Origin of the sequence: Marinibacterium sp. SX1, from assembly GCF_050389775.1 — a bacterium.
In the GTDB taxonomy this organism is placed as follows: Bacteria; Pseudomonadota; Alphaproteobacteria; order Rhodobacterales; family Rhodobacteraceae; genus Marinibacterium.
Window position 1 is genome coordinate 1,271,499 of sequence record NZ_CP177144.1, and the last position, 13,079, is coordinate 1,284,577.

At 70.2% G+C, this 13,079-nt stretch carries 11 protein-coding genes; 8 read left to right on the plus strand and 3 right to left on the minus strand.

Annotated elements, in window-relative coordinates; genetic code table 11:
* Positions 1–71: 71 nt before the first annotated feature.
* Entirely contained in the window at positions 72–959 is an 888-nt protein-coding gene (locus tag ACK3BB_RS05675) for a LysR substrate-binding domain-containing protein (protein ID WP_428927755.1), read from the minus strand.
* Positions 960–1,145: 186 nt separating this feature from the next.
* Here ACK3BB_RS05675 and ACK3BB_RS05680 point away from each other — a divergent pair, with 186 nt between their 5' ends.
* The 6 genes from ACK3BB_RS05680 (at position 1,146) to ACK3BB_RS05705 (ending at position 8,396) form a co-directional block, all read left to right on the plus strand.
* The gene (locus ACK3BB_RS05680; RefSeq protein ID WP_428927756.1) at positions 1,146–1,895 is read left to right on the plus strand and encodes an HAD hydrolase-like protein; all 750 of its coding nucleotides are present in this window, start codon (positions 1,146–1,148) and stop codon (positions 1,893–1,895) included.
* On the plus strand, positions 1,892–2,818 hold the full coding sequence (locus ACK3BB_RS05685) for an ABC transporter permease (RefSeq protein WP_428927757.1): 927 nt from the start codon (positions 1,892–1,894) through the stop codon (positions 2,816–2,818). Before ACK3BB_RS05680 ends, ACK3BB_RS05685 begins: the two co-directional genes overlap by 4 nt.
* A gap of 4 nt (positions 2,819–2,822) precedes the next feature.
* Positions 2,823–3,707 carry an ABC transporter permease gene (locus tag ACK3BB_RS05690; RefSeq protein ID WP_428927758.1) on the plus strand — a complete coding sequence of 295 codons (885 nt, stop codon included), beginning with the start codon at positions 2,823–2,825 and terminating at the stop codon, positions 3,705–3,707.
* A gap of 79 nt (positions 3,708–3,786) precedes the next feature.
* Positions 3,787–5,340, plus strand: coding sequence for an ABC transporter substrate-binding protein (locus tag ACK3BB_RS05695; protein WP_428927759.1), 1,554 nt, complete (start codon positions 3,787–3,789; stop codon positions 5,338–5,340).
* A 69-nt stretch (positions 5,341–5,409) separates the two neighbouring features.
* Entirely contained in the window at positions 5,410–6,237 is an 828-nt protein-coding gene (locus ACK3BB_RS05700; protein WP_428927760.1) for a metallophosphoesterase family protein, read from the plus strand.
* Positions 6,238–6,668: 431 nt separating this feature from the next.
* Positions 6,669–8,396 carry an ABC transporter ATP-binding protein gene (locus ACK3BB_RS05705; protein WP_428927761.1) on the plus strand — a complete coding sequence of 576 codons (1,728 nt, stop codon included), beginning with the start codon at positions 6,669–6,671 and terminating at the stop codon, positions 8,394–8,396.
* A 12-nt stretch (positions 8,397–8,408) separates the two neighbouring features.
* On the opposite strand, the gene ACK3BB_RS05710 is transcribed toward ACK3BB_RS05705, so the two are convergent.
* Together ACK3BB_RS05710 and ACK3BB_RS05715 are read right to left on the minus strand one after the other, a co-directional pair.
* Positions 8,409–9,749 carry an ATP-binding protein gene (locus ACK3BB_RS05710; protein WP_428927762.1) on the minus strand — a complete coding sequence of 447 codons (1,341 nt, stop codon included), beginning with the start codon at positions 9,747–9,749 and terminating at the stop codon, positions 8,409–8,411.
* Positions 9,746–10,462, minus strand: a complete 717-nt coding sequence (locus ACK3BB_RS05715) for a response regulator (protein WP_428927763.1) — start codon at positions 10,460–10,462, stop codon at positions 9,746–9,748. Before ACK3BB_RS05715 ends, ACK3BB_RS05710 begins: the two co-directional genes overlap by 4 nt.
* Positions 10,463–10,698: 236 nt before the next feature.
* Here ACK3BB_RS05715 and ACK3BB_RS05720 point away from each other — a divergent pair, with 236 nt between their 5' ends.
* Positions 10,699–11,343 (plus strand): EF-hand domain-containing protein, encoded by a 645-nt coding sequence (locus tag ACK3BB_RS05720; RefSeq protein ID WP_428927764.1) that lies wholly within the window; start codon positions 10,699–10,701, stop codon positions 11,341–11,343.
* A gap of 658 nt (positions 11,344–12,001) precedes the next feature.
* Positions 12,002–13,069 carry a siderophore-interacting protein gene (locus tag ACK3BB_RS05725; RefSeq protein ID WP_428927765.1) on the plus strand — a complete coding sequence of 356 codons (1,068 nt, stop codon included), beginning with the start codon at positions 12,002–12,004 and terminating at the stop codon, positions 13,067–13,069.
* The last annotated feature ends 10 nt before the right edge of the window (positions 13,070–13,079 follow it).

A 13,079-nucleotide genomic window follows, 5' to 3' on the forward strand; every position in this document is an offset into this window, starting at 1 on the left:
GGCAGAGAGACCGTTGCCCGGGGGACACGCGGGGCAGGGCAGCTGCGCCCCGGCCAGGCCACGGCCGGGACTTAGCCGCGCCCGGGCCGCGTGGCATGCAGCGTGTCGATCATGCCGAAGAGCGCGCCGACCGTTTCCATCTGGCGGTCGGCCGGGGCAAAGACCACCTCGGCGCTTTGCGTGCCGCCGCCGTCCAGCACCAGCTGGCGCACGTCGCGGGTGCGGCCGGTGGCCGTTTCCCAGACAAAGCCCACGCCCATGCCGTTGACCACCGCTTCATAAACGCCATCGCGGGTGTCGAGGGTCAGGAAGGGCGCCGGCGCGACCTCGTTGCGGCGGAAATAGCGGTCGACGACCTTCTGGGTGGACGACCCGTCGGAACGAAAGATCAGCGGGTATTGCAGCAGCTCGGCGCAACCGACCGAAGCCCGCCCGGCCAGCGGGTGATCCAGCCCGACGATGGCCACCACGTGGTTGGTCGCCAGCACCTTGCGCCGGAACCGGGTGTCCTTTGGGATCTCGGGCAGGATGCCGACATCGAGATTGTGGTTGATCACGTCGCGCAGGATGCGGTCGTAAGACCCCGTCGACACGCGCAGGGCGACATTGGGATAGGCCTTGTTGAAGGCCGCGATGACCGACATGCCGGGCATGGCATTGCCCAGGCCGATGGCCAGCTCGCCCTGTGCCAGGGTGCCGTGGCGCTGCAGCATCTGTTCGGCGCTGCGGTATTCCAGCATCACCCGGTCGGCCGCATCGCAGAGCCGGTCGCAGAAGGGCGTCGACAGCAGCCGGCCCTTGTCGCGGGTGAACAGGACCACGCCGTATTCGTCTTCGAGGGCGCGAATCAATTGCGACACCCCGGGCTGGGTCAGCTGCATCAGCCGGGCGGCCCCGGCGAAGGAGCCGGCTTCGGCCACGGCGCTGAGGGCTTCGAGCTTGCGCAGGGAGAGGGACATGGGCGGTTCCGAATGCTGATCTTTGGGTGCCTCAAAGCTTAGCTTTGCTTTGTCACAGCGACGTCACAGCCGGCGCGGATTTTGGCTGCACAGGGGCCGGACGCCGGCCCGACACGACCGCAGTCAGCATTGTTTCACGACATGCTTCAGGGTGCCAACGCCCTGGAACAAAGGAGATCTTGTCCCGTGCCATCGCTTCTGGCCGACCCCGTCCGCCCGGTCTCCGGGCTTGATCCCTCGCTTGTTGACGGCGCCCGGCTGGTGCTGTGCGACCTCGACGGCTGCCTGGTGTCCGAAGGCCGGGCCTTTTCCGATGCGCCGGATTTCGTGCGGGGCTGCGGCGACCGGTTCCGGATCGTGTCGAACAATTCCACCCATACCGCCGACGGGCTGGCCGCCGACCTGGCCGCGATGGGCCTGGCGGTGCCGGCGGCGCATATCCTGCTGGCCGGCCATCAGACCCTGCTGCACCTGCATGACATCGTGCCCGGCGCCCGCCTGGCGCTCTTTGCCAGCCCGGCCATCGAACGCGAAGCCCGGCGGCTGGGCTTTGACCTGGATGCCCCCGAGCCCGAGGTCGTGCTGCTGTGCCGCGATCCGGGCTTTTCGCTGGACCGGCTGGACGTGCTGACCGGCCATCTCGCGGCCGGCGCGGCGCTGTGGGTGGCCAATACCGACACGGCCCATCCCGGCCAGGCCGGCCAGCCCATCGCCGAGACGGGCGCGCTGCTGGCCGCCGTCAAGGCCGTCCTGCCCGACACGCTCTTCCGCTCGATCGGCAAGCCCCATGCGGCCATGGCCCGGGCGGCCCTGGGCGCGGCGGGCATCCCGGCGATCGAGGCGGTCTTTGTCGGCGACAACCCGGTGACCGACGGGGCCACTGCCCGCGATGCCGGGGTGCCGTTCATCCTGCTGACCCGCGAGGCCCGCACATGACGGTCTATGTCCTGCGCACCCTGGTCAAGATGTGCCTGACGCTCTTTGCCATCGTCACCCTGGTCTTCTTTGCCACCCGGCTGACCGGCAGCCCGATGGACACCTTTCTGGGCGAAGGGCTGACCGCCGAGGACCGCGCGCTGATGATCCGCTACTTCGGCCTGGACCAGTCGGTCTGGCAGCAATACCTGGGCTACCTGCGCGGCATCACCGAGGGCAATTACGGCCTGTCCTTCATGGAACGCCGGCCGGTGGCCGACATCGTGGCCGAGCGCATCGGCCCGTCGCTGCAATTGCTGGCCGCCTCGGTGGCGCTGACCGTCGCGGTGTCGATCCCGCTGGGCGTGCTGGCCGCGCTTTATCGCGACAGCTGGGTGGGCAGCGCGATCCTGGCCCTGGCCTTCGTGGGTTATGCCGTGCCCAATTTCGTCATCGCGACCTTCATGGTGCTGGTCCTTGCCTTCATGTGGAACCTGCTGCCCGTCGTGGGCAACGGCACGCCGGCGCATTTCATCATGCCGACCATTGCCATGTCGGGCGTGCTGATCGCCGCGCTGACCCGGTTCACCCGCAATGCCATGCTGGACGTGCTGGGTCAGGATTTCATGCGCACCGCCCGGGCCAAGGGCCTGCCGGAAACCGTGGTCATCCTGAAACACGGGCTGCGCAATGCCGGGGTCACCGTGCTCTCGGTGCTGGGCCTGCAGATCGCCGGGCTGGCCGCCGCCGGCAGCGTGGTGGTCGAATCGATCTTTTCCTGGCCGGGCATCGGCGAGCTGCTCGTGCAATCGGCCATCACCCGCGACTATCCGGTCCTGCAGTTCGGGGTCATCACCGTGGCCGTGGCCGTGGTCGTCATCAACGCGCTGACCGACATCGCCTATGCGCTGGCCGATCCGCGCATCCGGCTGGCAAAGGCGTGATCCCATGGTCGACATGACCCAATCCCCCACCGAACGCGGTGCCCTGGCCAGGCTTTGGGCCGAGGCCAACGCGATCCAGAAGATCGCCGCCCTGATCGGCATCGCCCTGGTCCTGCTGGCCGTCTTCGCCCCGCTGATCGCCCCGTTCGACCCGCTGAAACAGAGCCTGATCTCGCGCCTGCGCCCGCCGGTCGGGTTCGACCGCCACAAGGCCGGGTTCTGGCTGGGCACCGACGAACTGGGCCGGGACGTGCTGTCGCGCAGCCTCTACGGCCTGCGCCTGACCATGATGCTGGCCATGCTGGGCGCCTGCATCGGGCTGTTGCTGGGCGGCACGCTGGGCCTGGTGGCCGGGCTGCGCCGGGGCTGGGCCGAGGATGTCATCATGGGCGCCGTCGACCTGCAGATCGCCGTGCCCTTCACGCTGATCGCCCTGCTGATCCTGTCGATCTTCGGCTCGACCCTGCCGGTCATGGTCGCCGTGCTGGGCATCGCCGGCTGGGAGCAATACGCCCGCATCGTGCGCGCCGAGGTCCGGCGCATCACCGGCCTGCCCTTCATCGAGGCCGCCCGGGCCTCGGGCGGGGGGCTGCGCTACATCGCCCTGACCCATGTGCTGCCCAACATCGTCTCGCCGCTGGTCGTCCAGTTCACCCTGGCCCTGTCCAACATCGTCATCCTGGAAAGCACGCTGTCGTTCCTGGGCCTGGGCGTCCAGCCGCCCACGGCCACGCTGGGATCGATGGTCGGCTATGGCCGCGATTACATGCCCACCGCGCCCTGGATGGTCATCGTGCCGGCCCTGATGATCATCCTGCTGACCTTCTCGGTCCAGATCCTGGGCGACTGGCTGCGCGATCGCGCCGACGTGCGCCTGCGCGGCCGATGACCCGTTCCCCGATCCTCAAGAGGCCGTCGATGCCCGCCCCGACCACCTGCCTGTCCACCCCCGCTTTCGGAGACCTCAGATGAAAGTGCTTCTGACCACCACCGCCGCCATCGCCTGCCTGGCGACCGGTGCCCTTGCCCAGTCGATCACCGTCGGCGCCGCCAACGTGTCGAGCTATCTCGACCCCGGCCGCGATCATTCCAACGTCGGTTCCCAGTTCTACTACAATGCCTTCGACACGCTGATCGGCAAGAACCACGACAGCATCGACGCCGAATGGCAGCCCGCCCTGGCCACCGAATGGACCCTGGTCGACCCGCTGACCATGGAGCTGAAACTGCGCGAGGGCGTGACCTTTCACAATGGCGAGGAAATGACCGCCGACGACGTGGTCTTTTCGCTCAACCGCATGTACCAGGCCACGTTCCCGCCCTACCAGGTGCGGTCCAAGGACCGGCTGTCCAATTTCGCCGAAGCCGTCAAGATCGACGATCACACCGTGCAGGTGAAGGTCGAGCGCGAGGAACCGCTGTGGGAAACCCTGCTGAACCTGCAGCAGGTCATGATCATTCCCGAAGATTACACCAAGGCCCTGTCGGGCGATCCGGACGTGGCCGAGGACGGCGATTTCGAGGCCTTCTCGCTGGCGCCCGTGGGCACCGGGCCCTATGCCGTGTCGGAATTCGTGCCGGGCGAAAAGATCGTCTACACGCGGCATGACGGGTTCTGGGGCGACGCCGCGCCGCTGGAACAGGCCACGGTCATCCGCATCCCGGAAACCGCCTCGCGCATCACCGCGCTGAAGACCGGCGAGGCCGACATCATCACAAATGTCGCGCCCGACCAGCTCGACCTGATCAACGGCGATCCCAACCTGGTGACCCAGGGCGCGGCCACGGCGCTGTTCCATGTCATGATCATGAACGTCAACAACCCGGCGCTGGAAGATCCGCGCATCCGCCGGGCCCTGTCGCTGGCCGTCGACCGCGACACGCTGAACGAAGCCCTGTGGTACGGCAAGGCCATCGTGCCTTCGAGCCATACCATGGCCGAGATGGGCGCCCTGCATCAGCCCGACCTGGTGACCTTCGAATACGATCCCGAAGAGGCCCGGCGCCTGCTGGACGAGGCCGGCTATGACGGCACCGAGATCACCTTCGACACCGATGCGGTCTATTACACCAACGGCCTGCTGGCCGCCCAGGCCATCATCGAGATGTGGGCCGAGGTCGGCGTGAACGGCCGGGTCAACACCGGCCAGGCCTGGACCGGGGGCAAGCCCGAGATGATGGTGCGCAACTGGTCCAACCCGATGTATTTCGCCGATCCCTTCGGATCCTTCGGGGTGATGTGGGCGCCCGGCGGCCCGTCGGAAGGCGAAGGCCGGTTCAACACCGACGCAGCCTATGCCGAGGTCTGGGACCGGTTCCGGTTCTCCAAGGATGTCGAGGCGCGCAAGGCGGCCTATGCCGAGCTGATGGAGCGCATCAAGCTGGATCCGCCGGTGCTGCCGCTCTACCGCCCCTATGAAAGCTGGGCCATGCGCAAGGGTGTCAGCTGGGCGCCCAAGCCCGGCCACATTCCCTACGTGCTGGATTTCCGCGCCGGCTCCATCGCCCTGGCCGACAGCTGATCCCACGCCTCCCGGACTCCGCCCGCCGTAGGGCGGGGTTCACCCCGCCATTGTTCCCGGACCCCCAAGATGACCCTTCGCATTGCCATCGTCGCCGATATCCACCACGGCGCGCCGTCCCACACCAAGCGCGGCGACACCGCCTTGCCCCTGCTGGCCCGTTTCGCCGATTTCGTGGCCCGGGAGGCGCCCGACCTCGTGCTCGACCTGGGCGACCGGATCTCGGACGTGGATGCCGCGACCGACGAGCGGCTCGAAACCGAGGTGGCCGAGGTCTTTGCCCGGATCGACGTGCCGGTGCACCATGTCTGCGGCAACCATGACCGCGACCATCTCGATGTGTCCCGAAACGAGGCCATCCTTGGCCAGGCCCTGGCCAGCGAGGTTCTGGATATGGGCCAGTGGCAGATCGCCCTGTGGCGGGCCGATGCGCGGATCTGGCGGGGTGAGGATCACCGGGGCTTCCGCCTGCCCGAAACCGACCTGCTGTGGCTGAGCCGCATGGCCCAGGCGGCGGAGAAACCGACGCTGGTGGTCAGCCACGTGCCGGTGTCGGGCCATGCCCAGACCGGCAATTACTATTTCCAGCGCAGCCCGCAATATTCGACCTATCCCGAGGCCGCCCGGGCGCGGGACGCGCTCGCCCAGGCCCGCGTGCCGCTGGCCTGTCTCGCGGGTCACGTGCATTGGAACACGGTGACGCAGGTCGATGGCATTGCCCACATGACCCAGCAATCGCTGACCGAAAGCTTTACCACCCAGGGCCACCCGGCCGAGGCCTGGGGCCTGATGACCCTGGACGAGACGATCCACTGGCAGGTCTTCGGCCGGGACCCGTTCGAGGCCCGCATCACCCCCCGGGCGGCCCGCTGGACCCCGCCGCTGATGCCGTTCTGAGGCCCGTCATGATCACGCCCCCACCTCGGTCCGCCGCCGCCCCGGCCCCCGTGCCTGGCACCCTGTCCACGCCTGTGCCCGCCGATGCCCCGGCCTCGGTGCCCGGCGTCCTGTCCGCTCCGGTGGGGGCCGCTGCCCAGGCCTCCATGCCTGGCATCGTGTCTGCCCCCGTTCGAGCCTCTGCCGTGGACCCTGTGCCGGATGCCCCGTCCGCTGTGCATACAGCCGCCCCGGCTCCCGTGCCCGGCATCATGTCCGGCCGCGTGGGTGCCACCGTCCCGGCCCCTTTGCCCGGTGCCATGTCCGCCTCTGTGCATGCCGCTGCCCTGGCCCCCGTGCCCGGCGCCATGTTCACGCCCGTGCCTGCCGCCGCATCGGGCCACATGGCTGGTACCACGCACACTCGCGTGGGTGCCGCCGCACTGGCCCCCATGCCTGGTATCACACACGCACCCACCGCTGACGGCCCGGCCCGCGGCCCGGCCGATCCGCCGTTCGAAACCCCGGTACTGTCGGTCAAGACCCTGTCGGTGGCCTTCGGGTCCCACTTGGCCGTGCGCGATCTGTCCTTCGACATCCATGCCGGCGAGACCCTGGCCCTGGTCGGGGAATCCGGTTCGGGCAAATCGGCCACGGCCCTGTCGGTCATGCGCCTGATCGAACGCGAGGGCGGGCGGATCGCGGGCGGGCAGATCCGGCTGGGCCGCGCGGCGCCCGTCGACCTGGCCGGGCTGGCCGACCGCCAGGTCCAGGCCCTGCGGGGCAACCGGATCTCGATGATCTTCCAGGAGCCGATGACCTCGCTCAACCCGGTGATGCGCATCGGCGAGCAGCTGGCCGAGGTGCTGCGCCGCCACCAGGGCCTGTCGCGCGTCATGGCCCTGGCCGCGGCCGAAGAGGCGCTGGACCAGGTGCGCATCCCCGATCCGGCCCGCCGCCTGCGCCAGTATCCCCACGAGTTGTCGGGCGGGCTACGCCAGCGGGTGATGATCGCCATGGCCCTGGCCTGCCGGCCCGAGGTGCTGATCGCCGACGAGCCGACAACGGCGCTGGACGTCACGACCCAGGCCGAGGTGCTGAAGCTGCTCAAGGGCCTGCAGGCCCGGCTGGGCATGGCCGTGCTGTTCATCACCCATGACATGGGCGTGGTGGCCGAGATCGCCGACCGGGTCTGTGTCATGCGCCATGGCGTGACCGAGGAACAGGCCCGGGTGGGCGATCTGTTCAGCCGGCCGCGCTCGGACTATGCCCGGGCCCTGATGGCCGCGACGCCCCGGCTGGGCCAGGCCGCCTTGCGCCCGCCCGTGGCCCCGGCCAGCCCGGCGGTGCTGCAGGTCCGCGACCTGAACAAGGCCTTTCACCAGGGCGGCGGGCTGGCCGGCCGGCGCAGCACGACCCAGGCCGTGCGCGACGTGTCCTTCGACCTGCATGCCGGTGAGACCCTCGGGCTGGTCGGCGAATCCGGCTGTGGCAAGTCGACCCTGTCGCGGGCGGTCATGCGGCTGGTCGAACCCGACAGCGGGTCTGTCCTGCTGGCCGGCAAGCCGTTCACCGGCCTGGGCGAGGCCGCCCTGCGCCAGGCCCGGGGCGATCTGCAGATGGTCTTCCAGGATCCCTTTGCCAGTCTCAATCCCCGGATGAAGGTCGCGGACCTGGTGACCGAACCGGCCTACCTGCACGATGGCATCACCGGCCCGGCCCGCCGGGCCCTGGCCGGCGCGCTGCTCGACAAGGTGGCCCTGCCGGCCGATGCGGCCGATCGCTATGTCCACCAGTTCTCGGGCGGCCAGCGCCAGCGGCTGTGCATCGCCCGGGCGCTGTCGGTCTCGCCCAAGGTCATCATCGCCGACGAGGCGGTCTCGGCGCTGGACGTGTCGACGGCCGCGCGGGTGATCCGGCTGATGCAGGACATCCAGGACGAGCTGGGCGTGGCCTTTCTGTTCATTTCGCATGACATTGCCGTGGTGGAACGGGTCAGCCACCGGATCGCCGTGATGTACCGCGGTGAAATCGTCGAGATCGGGCCGACCGACGAGGTGCTGCGCCGTCCGCGCCACGAGTATACCCGGCGGCTGCTGGCCGCCGTGCCCGCGCCGCTGCCCGGCGGGCGGGGAGCCCTGGTGCAGGACCCGGTGCGCGACCCGGTTCCGGCGGGCTGATCCCGGCCGGGCTCAGGCCGGCAGCAGGACCGTGGCGCACAGCCCGCCGCGCTCGCCGTTGGCCAGCGTGATGCGGCCGCCATGCGCCAGGATGATGTTGCGCGCGATCGACAGGCCCAGCCCGGCGCCGCCGGTGTCCAGGCTGCGGCTGTCCTCGCCCCTGACAAAGGGTTCGAACATGGCGTCGAGCCGGTCGGGCGGGATGCCCGGCCCGTCGTCCTCGATGCGCACCCGGGCGTTGTCGCCCTGCCGGTCGAGGGTGATGCGCGCCGCCCCGCCATAGCGCAGGGCATTGTCGACGAGGTTGCCGAAGGCCCGGCCAAGCGCCACCGGCCGGCCGCGCAACGTCAGCGGCCCGGGGGCGCCCGGCCCGGCCCAGGTCGCGCCGCGATCCTCGACCAGCCGGGCCAGCAGGGCCGCCAGGTCGACCGGGGAGACCGCCTCGCCGTCGCCGGCGCCCTTGGCATAGGAAATCAGCCCGTCGGCCATGACGGTCATCTCGTCCAGGGTGCGGATCATCGGCCCGGCCTCGTCCTCGTCGAGCAGTTCGGCCCGGATGCGCAGCGAGGTGATCGGCGTGCGCAGGTCATGGCCGAGCGCGGCGATGGTGCGCATGCGCTCGGCGTCGAACCGCGAGATGCGGTCCTGCATGTCGTTGAAGGCCGCGGCCGTGTCGCGCAGCTCGCGCGGGCCGGTTTCGGGCAGGCGCACGCCGCGATCCCCATGGCCGGCGGCCCGGGTCGCCCGGGCCAGCCCGGTCAGCGGCCGGGTCAGCCGGCGCAGGAACAGCCAGGACACGCCCAGCACGGCCACCAGCGACAGGCCGAGCAGCAGCAGGAACAGGTCGTCGTCCAGCCCCGGCCCGCCGGCCTTCATCCGCCGGGCGACCAGGTTCAGCCATTGCGGCGGGCCGCCGGGCACGTCCAGCCGGATCGACATGGTCACGGTCTCGAAGACATGGTCGCCGTCGCCCCGGTGGCGGGCCGGGCGCTGCTGGATCGCCGCGCGCAGCTCGCGGCCGGGCAGGGCCTCGGCCAGGGCCTGGGTCAGCGCCCGCGAGCGGGGGCCGCCGGGCGCCTCGCGCACCAGCGGGCCGGGATCGACCGACACCCGGGTCGTGCGGGTCGAGGCATCGCGGGCAATCGCCCGGCGGGCGGCGGGGTCGACGGCCTCGAAGGCCGGCACCAGCGACACGATGCGCTCCATCTCGCGTTCTTCCATGGCCTCGCGGTCCAGCCGCAGCCGTTCGACCGACAGGATGGCCAGCGCCGCCAGGTTGGCCGCGATCAGCGCGGTGGCCAGCAGCAACAGGAACCGCCCCGCGAGGCCCTCGGGGAGAAGCCGGGCGATCATGCCGGGGTGACCTCGGCGGCCAGCATGTAGCCGCCGCCCCATTCGGTGACGATCAGCACCGGCGCGGCGGGGTCGTCCTCGATCTTGCGGCGCAGCCGGCTGACGGCATTGTCGATGGCCCGGTCATAGGCCTTGGCATCGCGCCCGGCGGTCAGGTCGAGCAGGCGTGCCCGGCTGAGCACGCTCAGCGGATGGTCGGTGAAGATGGCCAGCAGGCGGTTCTCGCCGCTGGTCAGCTCGACGGTCCGGCCGTCGTCATGGCCCAGCGTGCGCGTCGCCGGGTCATGGGTCCAGCCGGCAAAGCGGCGCCGGTCGGTCGGCGCGGCGGCCTGGGGTTCGGGCATGCGGCGCAGCACGGCCTTGATCCGGGCCAGCAATTCGCGCGGGTTGAACGGCTTGGTCACGTAATCGTCGGCGCCCAGTTCCAGCCCGACGATGCGGTCGGTCTCTTCGGTCATGGCCGTCAGCAGGATGACCGGCGGGCCGTCATGGGCGACCAGCCAGCGGCACAGGCTCAGCCCGTCCTCGCCGGGCATCATGATGTCGAGCACGACCAGGCTGATGCGCGTTTCGTCCAGCAGCCGCCGGGCCTCGCCGGCATTGGCGGCCAGCTGGGTGCGATAGCCCTGCTTGCGCAGGTACTGGCCCAGCGGCTCGCGGATGTCGCGGGCGTCGTCGACGATCAGGATCTGGGGTTGCGGCTGTTCCGTCATGGGGGCTCCCGGGGTCTGTCACAGGGAAATAGCGGGTTTGGCCCGGTCGGTTCCAGTGCCGCGACAGGGCGCGTGGCAGGAAGTTTGTCGCAAGATGTATCAGCCGGGCGCCCCGCGACAGGTCGCGACAAAACCGGGCCCGGGCTGACACACATCGCCGGACGCGCTGCCTTAGATGTCTGTCACCGGGGCGGACAAGCCCCGCCGGACAAAGAGCCATCGAAAGGAAGAGGCAAATGAAAACCAAGCGCATTCTCCCCATTGCCGCCGTTGTCGCCGCCATGATCGGGGCCAGCGCCGCCGTCGTCACCGCCCAGGATGCCGACACCCAGGCCCAGACCGCACCGCAGGTTGTCCAGCCGGTGGACGGCGAGGCCCAGGCCGGCCCGCGCGGCGACCACGGGCCGCGCCACGGCAAGCGCGGGCCGGAAGGCGTCTACCGCGTGCATGGCGACCGCGACCACGACGGCCGGCACGAGCGGGGCGACCGCGACCGCGACCGGGGCGAGCGCCACGGCCACGGCCCCCGGGGCGGCATGTTCGGCCCGCGTGGCGGCTCCGAGATGATGATCTCGCTGTTCAACCAGGTCGATGCCGATGGCGACAAGACCGTGACCCAGGACGAGATCGACACCTTCCGCGCGGCCAAGGTCGGCGAGGTCGATGCTTCGGGTGACGGCGCCCTGTCGATTGAGGAATTCGACACGCTCTACCGCGAATTCACCCGGTCGCGCATGGTCGACATGTTCCAGGACTTTGACGCCGACGGCGACGGGGTGATCAGCCCCGAGGAAATGGACGCCCGGTTCGGTGGCGTGGTCGACCGGATGGACCGCGACGGCGACGGCGTGCTGAAGCTGCAGCCGCGCAAGGGCGGCTGAGCCGGCCGGGCCGACACGCCGGCCACATGAAGAACGCGCCCGCGGGACCTCCGCGGGCGCGTTTGGTGCTTTTGGGGTGTGGGCGTGACGACGGGTTTGGTGAACGATCTGGCGACCGGGCCGGGGCGGCCAGCCTGGCGTCAGAGCCGGGTTGGTCTGTTTGAGGCTTGGGCGGATTGGCCGGTTTGAAAGTGGGTTCGACCAGCCGGCTTGTGGACCGGCCGGGGCGGTCGGGTCGGTCGGACTCGGGCGGGGCGGTCGGTTGACTTGACGATGGGGCCGGCGTGCCGAGTGGATCGGCGTGCCGCGCGGGGCGGGCGATGCCTCGAAGTGGCTGGCCGTTGTGGGTGCGCTGGCCGACGGGCCTGTGTCCTGAAACGTCCTGGGTCATGGCTGCCCCCCGCCGCCGGGCCTGCCCGTTTCCGCGACGTGACGGGCTGTCGGCGGGCGGGGTTGCCGGCCGGGGGTGGTGCTGTTCTTGACAAAATCACTCTGGAAATCTAGGCCGGGGCCAGAAAGCTGTCCCGTACCGGTGTCCGATGCGTGCCAAAGCGTGGTTGTGCAGGGTGTGCAGGCGGGATCAGCCATGATCTGCCCCGAGGATTCCCCGCCGGCCGCCCGGCCTGCGGAACGTGTCCCAGCCTTGATGGATATCCCGATGACGGTGACGACGCCGATTCCCCTGACCAGCGACGCAATCCTGCCCGGCGTGTCCTACGACGCCCTGCGCATGACCATCCGGCACCTGGCCGACAGCGGCCTGATGACCGTCGAGGACGACAGCGACGCCCGGCTGCAGGTCCGCACCGCGCTGGGGCAGGGGGTCTTTCTGCCCGCGGGCAGCGGCGTCAAGGTCACGCTGGAGGCCATGCGCCCGGACCAGCTGCAGACCCTGCGTTCGCGCCTTGTCGAGCGCCTGACCGAAGCCGCGCCCGAGGCCGCTGCCCAGCTGCGCTGGTCGGATGCCGCCGAGATCGGCGGTCAGCCGGCCAATTTCCGCCTCGTGACCGTCGAAGAGGCCCGTCCGCTGGGCGGGGCGTTCTTCCGGGTGCGTATCTCGGCGGTGGATTTCGCGCTGTTCGACGAGGACTCGATTCATTTCCGCCTGCTGCTGCCCGCGCCCGAGCTGGCCGAACCGGCCTGGCCCTGGATCGCCGAGAACGGGGCCACGCGCTGGCCCGGCGGCGACGAGGCCCTGCACAAGCCGGTCTATACCGCGCGCCGGGTCGATGCGGCGGCGGGCGAGATGACCTTTGACGTGTTCATCCATGACGGTGGGCGGGTGACCGACTGGGTCCGGGCGGTGCGCCCGGGCACGCAGGTCGGGCTGATCGGCCCGGGCGGCGGAGGCATCCCGGCCACCCGCGACATCCGCATCTTTGGCGACGAAACCGCCTTTCCGGCCATTGCCCGCATCGTCGAGACGCTGCCGGCCGAGGCCCGGGGCGAGGTCACGCTGGTCTGCGAGGACGGGGCCGATTGCGCCTATCCGATCCCCGATCACCCCGGGCTGGCCGTGACCTTCCTGCGCCGCGACGAGGCGCCCGGGCTGGCCGAGCTGGCCATGGCCGAACGGGCCGGCTGGACATCGCGCTTCCTGTGGCTGGCCGGCGAAAAGGCCGATGCCCAGGCCGTGCGCGCGGCCTTCAAGGCCGACGGGGGCGATGCCGATCAATCCTATATCGCGGCCTATTGGAGCCGGCCGCGCGCGACACGCGGGGCCTGAGCGCGCCAGC